The organism is Inquilinus sp. (genome assembly GCF_039594555.1).
Taxonomy (GTDB): domain Bacteria; phylum Pseudomonadota; class Alphaproteobacteria; order DSM-16000; family Inquilinaceae; genus Inquilinus.
The window spans coordinates 1-15418 of the sequence record NZ_JBCNNF010000148.1; the positions used below are offsets into that span (position 1 = coordinate 1).

Annotated in this window: 14 protein-coding genes and 1 pseudogene; 10 read left to right on the top strand and 5 right to left on the bottom strand. The window is 67.2% G+C overall.

Annotated features, from left to right (window positions below; genetic code table 11):
• The 4 genes from ABDW35_RS17140 to ABDW35_RS17155 all read left to right on the top strand — a co-directional run.
• On the top strand, window positions 1-553 hold a 553-nt coding region (locus tag ABDW35_RS17140; protein WP_343715099.1), incomplete at its 5' end, for an extracellular solute-binding protein.
• 187 nt (window positions 554-740) lie between these two features.
• Window positions 741-1640 (top strand): sugar ABC transporter permease, encoded by a 900-nt coding sequence (locus ABDW35_RS17145; RefSeq protein WP_343715100.1) that lies wholly within the window; start codon window positions 741-743, stop codon window positions 1638-1640.
• The gene (locus ABDW35_RS17150; RefSeq protein WP_343715101.1) at window positions 1633-2454 is read left to right on the top strand and encodes a carbohydrate ABC transporter permease; all 822 of its coding nucleotides are present in this window, start codon (window positions 1633-1635) and stop codon (window positions 2452-2454) included. Before ABDW35_RS17145 ends, ABDW35_RS17150 begins: the two co-directional genes overlap by 8 nt.
• A gap of 8 nt (window positions 2455-2462) precedes the next feature.
• Complete coding sequence (locus ABDW35_RS17155; protein WP_343715102.1) at window positions 2463-2855, top strand: RidA family protein; 393 nt, start codon at window positions 2463-2465, stop codon at window positions 2853-2855.
• 146 nt (window positions 2856-3001) lie between these two features.
• Here the strand turns inward: ABDW35_RS17155 and ABDW35_RS17160 are convergent, their stop codons facing one another.
• The 3 genes from ABDW35_RS17160 to ABDW35_RS17170 form a co-directional block, all read right to left on the bottom strand.
• Window positions 3002-3874 carry a TauD/TfdA family dioxygenase gene (locus ABDW35_RS17160; RefSeq protein ID WP_343715103.1) on the bottom strand — a complete coding sequence of 291 codons (873 nt, stop codon included), beginning with the start codon at window positions 3872-3874 and terminating at the stop codon, window positions 3002-3004.
• Window positions 3875-4072: 198 nt separating this feature from the next.
• Window positions 4073-4903, bottom strand: a complete 831-nt coding sequence (locus tag ABDW35_RS17165) for an isocitrate lyase/phosphoenolpyruvate mutase family protein (RefSeq protein ID WP_343715104.1) — start codon at window positions 4901-4903, stop codon at window positions 4073-4075.
• A 235-nt stretch (window positions 4904-5138) separates the two neighbouring features.
• Complete coding sequence (locus tag ABDW35_RS17170; protein WP_343715105.1) at window positions 5139-6695, bottom strand: D-aminopeptidase; 1557 nt, start codon at window positions 6693-6695, stop codon at window positions 5139-5141.
• A 120-nt stretch (window positions 6696-6815) separates the two neighbouring features.
• Here ABDW35_RS17170 and ABDW35_RS17175 point away from each other — a divergent pair, with 120 nt between their 5' ends.
• Complete coding sequence (locus ABDW35_RS17175) at window positions 6816-7958, top strand: alpha-hydroxy acid oxidase (RefSeq protein ID WP_343715106.1); 1143 nt, start codon at window positions 6816-6818, stop codon at window positions 7956-7958.
• Window positions 7959-8010: 52 nt separating this feature from the next.
• On the opposite strand, the gene ABDW35_RS17180 is transcribed toward ABDW35_RS17175, so the two are convergent.
• A complete protein-coding gene (locus ABDW35_RS17180) occupies window positions 8011-9330 on the bottom strand; it encodes an MFS transporter (protein ID WP_343715107.1) in 1320 nt (439 codons plus the stop codon).
• Window positions 9331-9653: 323 nt separating this feature from the next.
• Here ABDW35_RS17180 and cyoA point away from each other — a divergent pair, with 323 nt between their 5' ends.
• From cyoA to ABDW35_RS17205, 5 genes are all read left to right on the top strand, one after another.
• Window positions 9654-10682 (top strand): ubiquinol oxidase subunit II, encoded by a 1029-nt coding sequence (gene cyoA / locus ABDW35_RS17185; RefSeq protein ID WP_343715108.1) that lies wholly within the window; start codon window positions 9654-9656, stop codon window positions 10680-10682.
• Window positions 10683-10787: 105 nt separating this feature from the next.
• Window positions 10788-12800 (top strand): cytochrome o ubiquinol oxidase subunit I, encoded by a 2013-nt coding sequence (gene cyoB / locus ABDW35_RS17190; RefSeq protein WP_343715109.1) that lies wholly within the window; start codon window positions 10788-10790, stop codon window positions 12798-12800.
• Entirely contained in the window at window positions 12800-13423 is a 624-nt protein-coding gene (gene cyoC / locus ABDW35_RS17195) for a cytochrome o ubiquinol oxidase subunit III (protein ID WP_343715110.1), read from the top strand. Before cyoB ends, cyoC begins: the two co-directional genes overlap by 1 nt.
• On the top strand, window positions 13420-13815 hold the full coding sequence (gene cyoD, locus ABDW35_RS17200) for a cytochrome o ubiquinol oxidase subunit IV (protein WP_343715111.1): 396 nt from the start codon (window positions 13420-13422) through the stop codon (window positions 13813-13815). Before cyoC ends, cyoD begins: the two co-directional genes overlap by 4 nt.
• 53 nt (window positions 13816-13868) lie before the next feature.
• Window positions 13869-14579 (top strand): SURF1 family protein, encoded by a 711-nt coding sequence (locus tag ABDW35_RS17205; RefSeq protein WP_343715112.1) that lies wholly within the window; start codon window positions 13869-13871, stop codon window positions 14577-14579.
• Between the two features lie 27 nt (window positions 14580-14606).
• Here ABDW35_RS17205 and ABDW35_RS17210 read toward each other — a convergent pair.
• Window positions 14607-15335 (bottom strand): annotated as a pseudogene (locus ABDW35_RS17210) (membrane-bound PQQ-dependent dehydrogenase, glucose/quinate/shikimate family); the annotation flags it as partial.
• Window positions 15336-15418: the final 83 nt, after the last annotated feature.

A 15418-nucleotide genomic window follows, 5' to 3' on the forward strand; every position in this document is an offset into this window, starting at 1 on the left:
CAAGCAGATGATCGATGACGGGCTGACCGAGCCGGGCGTCACCGCCTACAACCGCGAGGACGTGCAGAACCTGTTCAAGCAGGGCCGCATTGGCATGATGTTCACGGCGCCGTTCCTGGCCAGCCAGATCAAGACCGAGGCGCCGAACCTGAAATACGGCGTGGCGCCGGTGCCGAAGGGCACCACCTCCGCCACCTATGCGGTTACGGATTCGATCGTGCTGTTCGAGAACTCGAAGGTGAAGGACGAGGCCTGGAAGTTCCTCGACTTCCTGTTCCAGAACGACTGGCGCGAGAAGTTCACGGTGAATGAAGGCTTCCTGACCGAGAACCAGGCGGTGGCCAAGCTGCCTTACTTCACCGACGACCCGAACCTGAAGGTCTTCAACGCCCAGCTGCCGAGCGCCAAGTTCGCCCCGACCATCGCCGGGTGGGAGGAGATCGCCGACGCCACCGGCCGGGCGCTGCAGAAGATCTATCTCGGCGAGGCCAAGCCGGAGGAGGCTCTGAAGGCCGCCGCCGAGCAGGCCAACGGCGTCCTGGGCGCGAAGTAGGACAGCACAGGCCCGGCTCTCTCAGAACCTCCCCCTCCCCTTGCGGGAGGGGGTAGGGGGAGGGGGCTGCCGCAGCCAATCCGCCGGCAACTCTTCCGAGAACCGAACCGGGACCATGTCTGACAGCCGGTCTGCTGCCCGAACCCCTCCCCCCGCCCCCCTCCCGCAAGGGGAGGAAGAGGGTGCGTTGCGCCGGACCCAGCCCCTGGCCGCCCGCCTGCCGGGCCTGACCCCGTTCCTGCTGATCCTGCCCAGCTTCCTGCTGGCGGCGTTCATCATCGCCTATCCGGTGTGGGACCTGCTGACGGTGGCGTCGCACCAGGTCAACCGCTTCGGCCAGCTGCGCGACTTCACCGGCCTGGCCAATCTCGGCAGCGTCCTGGCCGACCCGGTGTTCATGGAGAGCCTGTGGCGCACCCTGGTCTGGACCGCCGCGGTGGTGGCCGGCACCGTCCTGGTCTCGGTCCCCGTGGCGCTGATCCTGAACACCGAGTTCCACGGCCGCGGCCTGGCCCGGGTGATCGTGATGCTGCCCTGGTCGGTGTCGCTGACCATGATGGCGATCGTCTGGCGCTGGGCGCTGAACGGCGAATCCGGCCTCTTGAACCTGACCCTGCAGGATCTCGGCATCACCGACCACAACGTGATCTGGCTGGCCTCCGCCGCCACCGCCTTCCCGATCCAGATCCTGATCGGCATCCTGGTGTCGGTCCCGTTCACGGTGACGATCTTCCTGGGCGGGCTGTCCTCGATCCCCAGCGACATCTACGAGGCCGCGTCGACCGACGGTGCCTCGTCCTGGCAGCGCTTCCGCACCCTGACGCTGCCGTTGATGCGGCCCTTCATCAACATGGCGGTGGTGCTGAACATCATCTACGTCTTCAACTCCTTCCCGATCATCTGGGTGCTGACCGGGGGCGGGCCGTCGGATTCGACGCAGATCCTGGTCACCTACCTCTACAAGCTGGCCTTCCAGCTCGGGAAGATGGGGGAGGCTGCGTCGATCTCGCTGATCATGTTCGCCATCCTGCTGGTCTTCACCCTGATCTATCTGCGCATGGCGATGCGGAGCGAGCGCAATGCTTAGGAAGAGCATCCTGTGCTGGCTGGCACTGTCGCCGCTGATCCTGGTGGTGCTGTTCCCCTTCGCCGTGATGGTGGCGACGGCGCTGAAGCCGGCGGCCGAGGTGCTGTCGGCCGACCCGTCCTGGCTGCCCAGCCGGATCGCCTGGGAGAACTTCGTCACCATGTGGCAGGCGACGGATTTCGGCACGGCGCTGCTGAACAGCCTCTATGCCTCGACCCTGGCGACGCTGCTGGCGCTGGCGGTCAGCATCCCGGCCGCCTATGCCATGTCGCGCTACCGCTTCCCCGGGCAGGGGCTGTATCGCGACTTCCTGCTGGTCACCCAGATGCTGTCGCCGATCGTGCTGGTGATCGGGCTGTTCCGACTGGTGGCCTGGCTCGGCCTCGTCGGGTCGGTCGATTCGCTGGTGCTGGTCTATGCCGGCTTCAACATCGCCTTCGCCGTGTGGATGCTGCAGAGCTATTTCGCCACCATCCCGCTGGATTTGGAGGAGGCGGCGTGGCTGGAGGGCGCGTCGCGCTTCCGCACCGTGATCCGCGTGTTCCTGCCGCTGGCGGCGCCGGCCATGGTGGTGACCGCGATCTTCACCTTCATCAACGCCTGGAACGAGTTCGCCGTGGCGCTGAGCCTGCTGCGGGCGCCGGAGACGCACACGCTGCCGATCAAGATTTTCTCCCTCGTCGCCGGCCGCTATACGATCGAGTGGCATCACGTCATGGCCGCGACGTTCCTGGCGACGATCCCCGTCGCCATCGTCTTCGCCTGGCTGCAGCGCTATCTGGTGCGCGGCCTGGCCCTCGGCGCCGTCAAATAGGAAGAACCATGAGCAAGCGCGAGCATTTCGGAACCACCGTCACCGGCGCCGGCGGGCAGAAGCTGCCCTTCTCCAAGGCCGTGCGGGCCGGCGACTATGTCTATGTCTCGGGCCAGGTGCCGTTCGACGAGAACGGCGTCGTCGTCACCGGCGGCATCGAGATCCAGACCCGGCAGACCATGAAGAACGTCCAGGCGGCGCTGGAGCTGGCCGGCTGCACGCTGGACGACGTGATCAAGGTGACGGTCTGGCTGGACGACACCCGCGACTTCGCGGCCTTCAACCGCACCTATGACAGCTACTTCACCGGCGACCGCCCGGCGCGCTCCTGCGTCCGCGCCGACATGATGGTCGACTGCAAGGTCGAGATCGAGGCGATCGCTTATAAGCCACAGGGCTGAGGGAGCCCAAGTCTCTATTCCATTTCTTGTCATCCTCGGGCTTGACCCGAGGATCCAGGAGCTTTCAAGAGCCGCTCTCGGTGGCCCCTGGATTGCCGGGTCAAGCCCAGCAATGACAAGTGAAGGGAACGTCTCTCGACGAATCCTTAGGCGCGTGGCACCGCCGGCACCGGCCGCTCGCCCTGCACCATGGTGCGGTACAGCAGCCGGTTCTGGCCGTCATAGTCGTTGACGGCGTAGTGCAGGGTGCAGCGGTTGTCCCAGATCGCCAGGTCGCCCGCGGTCCAGCGCAGCCGGCAGGTGAATTCCGGCCGGACCGCATGGGCGTAGAGGAAGTGGAGCAGCGGCTTGCTCTCCTCCACCGTCATGCCGGCGAAGCGCTGGGTGTAGATCGAATTGAGGAACAGCGCCTTGCGGCCGGTGCCGGGATGGACCCGCACCACCGGATGCGCGACCTCGCGGTCCGCCTCCGGCCGGTTGCGCTCGATGCCGATCGATTTCGAGACGGCGACGTTTCCCGGCACGCCGCCGGTGCCGTAGGGCTTGCCGGAATGCATGGCGTCGAGCCCGTCCAGCACCACCTTCAGCCCGTCCGACAGCGCGTCATAGGCGTCGTACATGTTGGCGAACAGCGTGTCGCCGCCATGGCTCGGCACCTGGACGGCATAGAGCAGCGACGCCATCGGCGGCTGGTCCAGGAAGCTGAAATCCGAATGCCAGGCGTTGCCGAAGGTGCTGACCTTGCGCTCATCCGCCGTCTTCTTCACGGCCACGATGTCCGGATGCTCGGCCATGTGGGTGATATAGGGCGCCCGGCTGATGGTGCCGAAGCGGCGGGTCAGCGCCACCAGCTCTTCCGGCACCAGGTGGAGCCCGTGCAGATGGATCACCAGATGGTCGTCCAGGGCTTGGCGGATCGCGGCGAAGAGCGTGTCGTCGACCGGGCCGGCAAGGTCGATGTCGGCGCCGAGCGACCCGGCCATCGGCCGGATGGTGAGGCGTGAGTCGGGGCTGGTCATAAAGGGAGTATGGGCCTGGATAAGGCTGGTCGGAAGACCCTCGGACTTGAACTTCTTACGCTGCCTCTGCGGCTCTCAGAATTCCTCACACCGTCATTGCGAGCGCAGCGAAGCAATCCATCCATCCGCTCGCGCGGGACAATGGATTGCTTCGTCGGCTTCGCCTCCTCGCAATGACGGCGGAGAGAAGGCCGGTGTTCACCTCGCCGCGAACAAGACATTGATCTCCTTGTGCGGCACGGCGTCGTCGGCATAGCCGAAGCTGCCCTGGTCCTTGATCTCGCGGGCGGCGCGCAGGAAGCCGCCTAGCGCGGCCCGGGCCAGCGATCCGCCGACGCTGATCCGCTTGACCCCGATCTGGCCCAACTCCTCGACCGTGAAGCGGGCGCCGACCAGACCCATCACCACGTTGACCGGCCGGTCGACCGCGCGCACCACCGCCTCGATCTCCTCCCGGGTCGCTAGGCCGGGGGCGTAGAGCACGTCGGCCCCTGCCTCCTGGAAGGCCTGCAGCCGGTGGACCGTGTCGGCCAGGTCGCGGCGGCCGTGCAGGAAGTTCTCGGCCCGCGCCGTCAGGGTGAAGGGGAAGGGCAGGGACCGCGCCGCCGCCACCGCGGCCCGCACCCGCGCCACCGCCTGGTCGAGGCCGTAGATCGGGTCGTCGGCGCGGCCGGTGGCATCCTCGATCGAGCCGCCGACCAGGCCGACGGCGGCGGCCTGGCGGATGGTCTCGGCCGCGGCCTCCGGCGCATCGCCGAAGCCGTTCTCGAGATCGGCGGAGACGGGCAGGTTCGTGGCCTCGACGACGGCCCGGGCATTGGCCAGTGTCTCCTCGCGGCTGACCTTCTGCGCGCCGTCGTTGCGGCCGAGGGTGAAGGCATGGCCGGCGCTGGTGGTGGCCAGTGCCTCGAACCCGAGCCCGGCGAGCAGCTTGGCGGTGCCGGCGTCCCAGGGATTCGGGATCACGAAGACGCCCGGCCGCGCATGCAGGCTTTGGAAGGCAAGGGCCTTGTCGGACTGGCTGGTCATGGGGTCCTCCCGTGTGTGCAGGAGGGCATGTTCGATTTTTGTTCTGGATAGGTCAAGCGATCAGTGGCTCGGCAAATCGACCCAGCCCCTATTGTCATTGCCGGGCTTGACCCGGCAATCCAGGGGCAGTCGAAAGCTGCTATGAAAGCCCCTGGATCCTCGGGTCAAGCCCGAGGATGACAGGAAAGTGAACCGGATATCCGTGGTCGAGCCCGGTAAGTCAGAAACCGCAGCCTTAGCCCACCCGCTCGTACCGCAGCCGCCGGGCCAGCCAGCAGCCGACCTCGACTTCCGCGACCCGGCCGCTGCCGTCCCGGCGGAAGGCCAGGGTCCAGTCGCCCGGCGGGGTGTGGTCCAGCGCGCGCGGGCAGGGCAGGGCCCAAAGATCTGGCCCGACTGGGTCCAGGAGCTCCATCCGGCCCTGGCCGAGGAAACCGGAGAAGCCGCCATACAGCGTGCCGCCGGCATCGACCACCTCCAGCTCGGCGTCCAGCTCATTGCAGCGGTAGCGGCCGCCGAGGTCGATCGCGGGCTCGCCATTGCAGGGGGCGAGGCGGGAGCTCTGGTTCTCCTGCGGCCGGTCCAGCCACAGCCCGTTGGCCGCCGGCCGCAGCCGGGTGCGCCCGTTGCCGGCGCTGCCGTCCGGCTGCAGCTCCAACTTCTCCGCCGAATGGCCGAAGCGCAGCCGCACCTTCCCGTCAGCCATATCGATACGGGCCGACAGCCCGGTCTCGGGCTCGATATAGGCGCCGAGCCAGGCGGGCGATGGCAGGTCGGCGGCCGGCTTCGTCCGCTCCTCGTCCAGCACGGCTGCCAGCAGGTCCAGCGCCGCGGCCTGGGCGTCGGAGAGATGGTTGAACAGCACCACCACCGACACCCGCTCCGACGGCACATAGAGGCGATGGCTGCGCCAGCCGCGCAGCGCGCCGCCATGACCGGTATAGGCGCGGCCGAACTCGGTCGCCCGGTTCAGGCCGAAGCCGTAGGGCGCGGCGGCGCCGTTCGAGAAGGTCGTGGGCGCCGACAGGCGGCTGTACAGCGCCTCCGGATCGTCGCGGGTGGCGTCGATGTGGCGCTCCCAGGCGATCATGTCGTCCAAGCTGGCGCCGAGGCCGGCATCGCCGGTCCACAGAATGCGGTTCTCGGCGGCGCGGAAGCCGCCGGCCTGCGTGCCCTCATAGCCTTCGGTGCCGTCCGGCATGGCGCGGGTGTCGGCGGCCAGGATGGCGCTGTCCATGCCGGCGCGGTCGAAGATGCGGCTGCGCAGCAGCTCGCCGAAGCCACGGCCGGTGCGGGCTTCGAGGATGTCGGACAGCAGCCGGAAGTTCTGGTTGACGTAGGAATAGCGGGTGCCCGGCGCGAAGTGCAGCGACCGGGTGCCGGTGATCACGCGCTCCGCCTCGCGGTCGCCGAAAGGCGACTCGGCGGGCGCGCCGTGCAGCATCGCCACGGCCCAGTAGTCACGCAGGCCGGACTGGTTGTGGCACAGGTGCAGCGCGCCCGGCGCCTCGCCCTGCAGCAGCGGCAGGCGGGCGCGCACGTCGCCGTCCAGCACCGTCGGGTCCGGGAAGGCGTCCAGCACCAGGCCGCAGGTGAACTGCTTGGTGACCGAGCACATCCGGAACAGCGACTTCGGCGTGAACGGGATGCGCCGCTCGGCATTGGCCCAGCCCCAGGCGTGGCGGGCCAGGATCTCGCCGTCCCGCAGCACAGCGGCGGCGCCGCCGGGCCCGGGATAGAGGCGGGGGAGTGCGGCGAGGGCGCGGTCGAGGCGGGAGAGAGTCGTCGTCATGATGGCCGCCACCCTGGCGTGCCGGCCGGGATGTGTAAAGATGGCCGCGGCGGAATTGCGGGGGTGACAGCCGCGTCCGCGCAATTTATCAGACATAAAAATTTTGCCCAGAAGACCCAGATGCCGACGATCACCAACATCCAGGACCTGCGAGCGCTGGCGGCCCGGCGCATCCCGCGCGCGATCTTCGACTATGCCGACCGCGGCTCCTATGACGAGGTGACGCTGCGGGCGAACCGGGCGGACCTGGCGGCGATCGGCCTGCGTCAGCGGGTGATGATCGACGTCGACAAGCGCTCGGTCGCGACCACGATTCTGGGCGAGGACGTGGCCATGCCGCTGGCCATCGCGCCGACCGGCCTGACCGGGCTGTTCCACGGCGACGGCGAGATCCACGGCGCCCGGGCGGCCCAGGCCTTCGGCATCCCGTTCTGCCTGTCGACCATGTCGATCTGCTCGATCGAAGACGTGGCGGCGGCGGTGAAGAAGCCGTTCTGGTTCCAGCTCTACGTCATGCGCGACCGCGGCTTCTCGCAGTCGCTGATCGAGCGGGCGAAGGCGGCGCGATGCTCGGCCCTGGTGCTGACGCTGGACCTGCAGATCCAGGGCCAGCGCCACCGCGACCTGAAGAACGGCCTGGCCGTGCCGCCGCGGCTGACCCTGGCCAACGCGCTCGACATCGCCACCAAGCCGGCCTGGGCGATGAAGGTGCTGTTCGGCAAGCGCCGCAGCTTCGGCAACCTGGACGGCCATGTGAAGGGCGCGGACAGCCTTAAGACCCTGTCGCAATGGACCGCCAGCCAGTTCGACGCGTCGCTGAGCTGGAAGGATGTCGAATGGGTGCGCAGCATCTGGCCCGGCAAGCTGATCCTGAAGGGCGTGCTGGACGAGGATGACGCGCGGATCGCGGCCTCGACCGGCGCCGACGCCGTAGTGGTCTCCAACCATGGCGGCCGGCAGCTGGACGGCGCGCGGTCCTCGATCTCGGCCCTGCCGGGAATCGTCCAGGCGATCGGCGACAAGACCGAGGTGCTGTTCGACGGCGGCGTGCAGTCCGGCCAGGACATCCTCAAGGCCGTGGCCCTGGGCGCCCGCGGCTGCCTGATGGGCAAGGCCTTCCTCTACGGCCTGGCGGCGATGGGCGAGGCCGGCGTCACGAAGGCGCTGGAGATCATGCGCAAGGAACTGGACATCAGCATGGCGCTGACCGGCACCGGCGACATCACCAAGGTCGACCGCAGCAGCCTGGTGATCCGGGGCTAGCGCCGCAGCGCATCGGTTGGGTTCGCCGGGGCGAACCCAACCGAGCGGGGCATCAGTTGCCGCGGAGCTCCAGCTCCTTGTTGACCCGCAGCGCTGCCAGGGTGCAGACGGCGCCGGATAGGAGATAGGCGCCGACCAGGGCCAGGCCGAAATGGCTGGCCAGAGCCAGCGCCACCAGGGGCGCGAAGCCGGCGCCGACCATCCAGGCCAGGTCCGAGGTCAGGGCCGAGGCGGTGTAGCGGTCGGCATTCGGGAAGTTCGACGCCACGGCGCCCGCCGCCTGGCCGAAGGACAGGCCCAGCAGGCCGAAGCCGAGGATCACGAACAGCGACCGCGCCGTCGGCCCGCCACCCAGCAGCAGCGGCGTGACGAAGCTGAAGATCGCGATCAGCACGGCGCAGATCGCCAGGATCGTCCGCCGGCCAGTGCGGTCGGCGATGAGGCCGGAGACGACGATCATCACGGCGCCGAGGATGGCGCCCGCGAACTCCGTCATCAGGAAATTGCCGGCATTGTGGTCGGTGTACAGCGTCACCCAGCTCAGCGGGAACACCGTCACCAGGTGGAACAGGGCGAAGGTGGCCAGCGGCACGAAGGCCCCGACCAGGATGTTGTGGCCCTGCTGCCGGATGGTCTGGAACACGCTCTGCGCCTCGAGATCCTTGCTCTCGTACAGCCGCTCGAACTGCTCGGTCACCACCAGGCGCAGCCGGGCGAACAGGGCGACGACGTTGATCGCGAAGGCGACGAAGAACGGGTAGCGCCAGCCCCAGTCCAGAAAGTCGGCGGTGGGCAGGTTCATCAGGAAGAAGGCGAACAGCGCGCTGGCCAGCATGAAGCCCAGCGGGGCGCCCAGCTGCGGCATCATCGCGTACCAGCCGCGGCGGTTCTGCGGCGCGTTCAGCGCCAGCAGCGAGGCCAGACCATCCCAGGCGCCGCCCAGGGCCAGGCCCTGGCCGATCCGGCACAGCGCCAGCAGGGCGACGGCGGCGGTGCCGATGTCGGCCGTGCCGGGCAGGAAGGCCATGGCGGCGGTGGAGCCGCCGAGCAGGAACATCGCCGCGGTCAGCTTGACGCTGCGGCCGTGCCGCCGGTCGATCGCCATGAAGACGACGGAGCCGATCGGGCGGGCGACGAAGGCGAGGGCGAAGACGGCGAAGGAGTAGAGCATCGCGTCAAGCGGCGCCGCATGCGGGAAGAAGAACCGCGGGAACACGAGCACCGAGGCGATGGCATAGACGAAGAAGTCGAAGAATTCCGCGGTCCGGCCGATCACGACGCCGATCGCGATCTCGCCGGGTGGGACACCTGCGCGGTGCCGTGGCGCGGCGGTCGGGGGCTGGGACCCGAAGTCTCGACTGAGCGTGGCCATAAATGTTCCTCCTGGGTGGGCCGGCCGAGATGCCGCTGTTTTTTCTTTTGAGTATGGCCCAGGATTCCGGTGCGTCAAATCGCGGCAAGCGAGCCCGAGCGGCTCCGGAATCGCCGGGGACCCTGCCGTCAACCCCGGTGCGACGATGTTGCACTGCAACGATCGGGCATCTGGTAGGACAAACTGTCCACTGTTACAGAGCGTAACGCTTCGGTAAGGCAGGGCCGCCTTATCGTTCTCGCTTTCCAGGCAACGGCATGTCCATCAAAGCTTTAGGCCGCCTCGCTGCGCTTCCTGCCCTGGTCCTCCTGGGCGGGTGCAACATGGTGGTCATGTCCCCTTCCGGCGATATTGCGGTGCAGCAGCGCGACCTGATCGTGATCTCCACGATCCTGATGCTGCTGATCATCGTGCCGGTGATCGCCCTGACCCTGTTCTTTGCCTGGAAGTACCGCCAGTCGAACAAGGACGCCCCCTACGACCCCGACTGGCACCATTCGACTCAGCTCGAGGTGGTGATCTGGTCCGCCCCGCTGGTGATCATCATCGCGCTCGGCGCCCTGACCTGGATCAGCACCCACACGCTCGACCCCTACCGGCCGCTGGAGCGCATCGATTCGGAGCGCACCGTCGCCGCCGATGTGAAGCCGCTGACGGTCGAGGTCGTGGCGCTCGACTGGAAATGGCTGTTCCTCTACCCGGAACAGGGCATCGCCACGGTGAACGAGCTGGCGGCCCCGGTCGACGTGCCGATCCAGTTCAAGATCACCTCGGCGACGGTGATGAACTCCTTCTTCGTGCCGGCGCTGGCGGGGCAGATCTACGCCATGGCCGGGATGGAGACGAAGCTGCACGCCGTGATCAACAAGCCCGGCGAGTATGAGGGTTTCTCGGCCAATTACAGCGGCGCCGGCTTCTCCGGCATGCGCTTCGCCTTCCACGGCCTGGCCGCCGGCGATTTCGACGCCTGGGTGCAGAAGGTCAAATCGAGCGGCGCCAATCTCAGCCGCGAAGAATACCTGGCGCTGGAGCGGCCGAGCGAGCGCGAGCCGGTTCGCCACTACGGCACGGTCGCCTCCGACCTCTACGGCGCCATCCTCAATATGTGCGTCGACCGCTCGAAGATGTGCATGAACGAGATGATGAGCATCGACTCCCGTGGTGGCGGCGGCATGGCCGGGATCGACAACGTCATCGCGCTGAACCACGACAAGGATGTCCGCCGCGGCGCCGGCCCGGTCCGGAGCTATGTCGCGGCGATCTGCACCACCGACGGCGACATGGCCGAGAACCGGCCGCCGGAGGGGATCCTGTTCAGCCGCTGGGCGGCGTCGCCCAGCCGGGTCGAGTGAGGACCGTATCGATGACCGCCGCCGGCCCGTCCCGGGCCGCGGCACCGACACTATCGCGGAGGCCGTCGCCCGCAGCGGCGGTTTCCGGAACGACAGAGTAGCCCGATGTTCTCAAACCTAGATCTCCAGACGCTCGTCTTCGGCAAGCTGACGCTCGACGCGCTGCCGTTCCACGAGCCGATCCTGGTCGTCACCTTCATCGCGGTGGCGCTCGGCGGCATCGCGCTGCTCGGGGCCATCACCTATTTCCGCCTGTGGGGCTATCTCTGGCGCGAATGGTTCACCAGCATCGACCACAAGAAGATCGGGATCATGTATGTGATCCTGGCCCTGGTCATGCTGCTGCGCGGCTTCTCCGACGCCATCATGATGCGGGCGCAGCAGGCCATCGCCTTCGGCGCCAATGAGGGCTACCTGCCGCCGCACCACTACGACCAGATCTTCACCGCCCATGGCGTGATCATGATCTTCTTCATGGCCATGCCCTTCGTCACGGGCCTGATGAACTTCGTGGTGCCGCTGCAGATCGGCGCCCGCGACGTGTCCTTCCCGTTCCTGAACAATTTCAGCTTCTGGATGACCACGGCCGGCGCCGTGATCATCATGATCTCGCTGTTCGTCGGCGAGTTCGCGAAGACCGGCTGGCTGGCCTACCCGCCGCTGTCCGGCATCGCCTACAGCCCGGATGTCGGCGTCGACTACTACATCTGGGGCCTGCAGGTCGCGGGCATCGGAACCTTGTTATCGGGCGTCAACCTGGTGGCCACCATCGTCAAGATGCGGGCGCCGGGCATGACCATGATGAAGATGCCGGTCTTCACCTGGACCGCGCTGTGCACCAACGTCCTGATCGTCGCCGCCTTCCCGGTGCTGACCGCCGTCCTGGCCCTGCTGTCGCTCGACCGCTACGCCGGCACGAACTTCTTCACCAACGACTTCGGCGGCAGCCCGATGATGTATGTGAACCTCATCTGGATCTGGGGGCATCCGGAGGTCTACATCCTCATCCTGCCGGCCTTCGGCATCTTCTCCGAGGTCGTCGCCACCTTCTGCGGCAAGCGCCTGTTCGGCTACACCTCGATGGTCTATGCCACGGTGGTGATCACCATCCTGTCCTACCTGGTGTGGCTGCATCACTTCTTCACGATGGGCTCCGGCGCCAGCGTGAACTCGTTCTTCGGCATCACCACGATGATCATCTCGATCCCGACCGGGGCGAAGATGTTCAACTGGCTGTTCACCATGTACCGGGGCCGCATCCGGTTCGAGGTGCCGATGCTGTGGACGATCGGCTTCATGGTGACCTTCGTCATCGGCGGCATGACCGGCGTGCTGCTGGCGGTGCCCCCGGCCGACTTCGTGCTGCACAACAGCCTGTTCCTGATCGCCCATTTCCACAATGTCATCATCGGCGGCGTGGTGTTCGGCGTGTTCGCCGGCTTCACCTACTGGTTCCCCAAGGCCTTCGGCTTTAAGCTCGATCCGTTCTGGGGCAAGATGTCGTTCTGGTTCTGGTTCATCGGCTTCTACTTCGCCTTCATGCCGCTCTACGTGCTGGGCCTGATGGGCGTCACCCGCCGGGTGAACCATTTCGACGACCAATCGCTGCAGATCTGGTTCGTCATCGCCGCCTTCGGCGCGGTGCTGATCGCCTTCGGCATCCTGTTCTTCCTGGTCCAGCTGGTGGTCAGCTTCCTGCGGCGCGAGCAGCTGCGCGACGTCACCGGCGACCCTTGGAACGCCCGCACGCTGGAATGGTCCACCTCGTCGCCGCCACCGGAGTACAACTTCGCCTTCACGCCGCTGGTGCATGACCACGACGCGTGGGACGACATGAAGAAGCGCGGCTATGTCCGGCCGCTGTCTGGGTTCAAGGCGATCCACATGCCGAAGAACACCGGCACCGGCGTCATCCTCGGCGCCATCAGCGTGGCCTTCGCCTTCGCCATGGTCTGGCACATCTGGTGGCTGGCCGCGCTCGGCTTCGTCGCCATGCTGGCCGTGTCGATCGGGCACACCTTCAACTATAAGCGCGACTACCACATCCCGGCCGAGGTCGTGACCAGGGTCGAGGATGAGCGCAGCCGCGCGCTGGCCCGGGCGGGAGCCGCTTCCTGATGACCGCGATCAACCCTGCCGCCAACGGCGAGACCCGCTTCCACGTCGACGAGGAGCATGAGCATTCGGGCGGCAGCACGATGCTCGGCTTCTGGATCTACCTGATGAGCGACTGCCTGATCTTCGCAGTCCTCTTCGCCTGCTACGGCGTGCTCGGCCGCAGCTACGCGGCCGGCCCGTCCGGCGCCGACCTGTTCGACCTGCCGCTGGTGGCGGTCAACACCTCGATGCTGCTGCTGTCCTCCATCACCTGCGGCTTCGCCATGCTGGAGATGGAGCGCAACCGCAAGGGCGCTACCCTGGCCTGGCTGGCGGTGACGGCGCTGTTCGGCGTCGCCTTCGTCGGGCTCGAGCTCTATGAATTCGCGCATCTGATCCATGAAGGGGCGGGGCCGCAGCGCAGCGCCTTCCTGTCGTCCTTCTTCACCCTGGTCGGCACGCACGGGCTGCACGTCACCGTCGGCATCGTCTGGATGGTGACGATGATGATCCAGGTCGCCCAGCACGGGCTGATTCCGGACAACAAGCGCCGGCTGATGTGCCTCAGCCTGTTCTGGCACTTCCTGGACGTCATCTGGATCGGCGTCTTCACCTTCGTCTATCTGATGGGATCCATGGCATGAGCGCCGCCCACACCGATCACGCCGGCCACCATCACGGCGACGACCACCATGGCGACGCCAGCGGCCACGGCACGCTGAAGGGCTACATCACCGGCTTCGTGCTGGCGGTGATCCTGACCGCCATCCCGTTCTGGCTGGTGATGGGCGACGTCTTCACCGATGCCCAGACCACGGCGTTGGTGATCATGGCGCTCGCGGTCGTCCAGATCGTCGTGCACATGGTCTATTTCCTGCACATGAACACGAGGTCGGAGGGCGGCTGGACCATGCTGGCCCTGATCTTCACCGTGGTGCTGGTGGTGATCACGCTCGCCGGCTCGCTGTGGGTGATGTACCACCTCAACCACAACATGATGCCGGTCTCCGCCCACGACATGCGCAACATGCCGTGACCCAGGGCGAGGCATATCGGCCTCGCTCGACCGCCACTCTGATCCTGCTCGGGGTGGCGGCCCTCGCTGTCTTTGCCGGCCTGCTGGCGCTCGGCGTCTGGCAGGTCGAGCGGCGGGCCTGGAAGCTCGACCTGATCGCCCGGGTCGACCAGCGCGTCGCCGCCGAGCCGGTAGCGCCGCCGGGCCCGGCGGATTGGGGCGGGGTCAATGCCGACCGGGACGAATACCGCCATGTCCGTATCTCCGGCCGCTTCCTCAACGACCGCGAGGCCCAGGTCACCGCCTCGACAGTGAAGGGCGCCGGCTACTGGGTGATGACGCCGCTGCAGGCGGCGGACGGTACCGTCGTCCTGGTCAACCGCGGTTTCGTGCCGACCGAGAACCGCGACCCGGCGACGCGGGCGGCGGGGCAGGTGGAGGGGCCGGTGACGGTCACCGGCCTGCTGCGTATCACCGAGCCCAAGGGCGGCTTCCTGCGCTCGAACGACCCGGCGGCGGAGCGCTGGTACTCCCGCGACGTCGCCGCCATCGCCGCGTCCCGCGGGCTGACTGATGTTGCGCCCTATTTCATCGACGCCGACGCCACGCCCAATCCCGGCGGCCTGCCGGTCGGCGGGCTGACGGTGATCGCCTTCCCGAACAGCCACCTGGTCTATGCCATCACCTGGTTCGGCCTGGCGGCGTTGCTCGCCTCCGGCGTGGGCTACGCCGTGCGGTCAGAGCGGAGGGGGCGGCGCGGGGCTGCCCGGACGGAGAGCCCGTAGCCCCGTCAGCAGGCTCCCCCTGTTCCCTCATCGGGCGAGCGTGTAGGCGATGACGTAGTCGCCGATCTTGGTGCCGAAGGAGCCGTGGCCGCCGGCGGCGGTGACGACATACTGGTGGCCGTCGATCGCATAGGTCATCGGCGTCGACTGGCCGCCCGCCGGCAGCCGGTCTTCCCACAGCTGCTCGCCATTGGTCACGTCATAGGCGCGGATGTAGTAATCCATCGTCGAGGTCAGGAAGGCGACGCCGCCGGCGGTGGTCATCGGCCCGCCCAGGCTGGGCACGCCCATCTTCAGCGGGATCGGCACCGGCGCCTCGTCGCGGATGGTGCCGTTGCGGTGCATCCAGGCGATTTTCATGGTCTTCAGGTCGATCCCGGCCATGTAGCCCCAGGGCGGCCGGTAGCAGGGCAGGCCGAGCGGCGACAGGAAGCCGTGCAGGACGACGCCGTAGGGCGTGCCGTACATCGGCTGGACGCCGATCTCGGACCCCGACGGGTGCGCGTCGTTCGGCGCCGCCGGGTTGTCGGGGCCGCGCGGCAGCAGCTTGGAGACGAACGGGATCGCGATCGGGTTGGCGATGGCGATCTGCCGCACCGGGTCGACCGCGATGCCACCCCATTCGAACATGCCGAGATTGCCCGGGAACACCAGCGTGCCCTGCAGCGACGGCGGCGTGAACGTGCCCTCGTAGCGCAGCTGGTGGAACAGGATGCGGCAGGCCAGCTGGTCGAAGATTGTGGCACCCCACATGTCGAACAGTTCTATAAAATGATCTTTTTCTTGTTTTTTTAGCTTTGTTTTAAAGTATCCAAAAATGTGCTCGCATACATTTACAT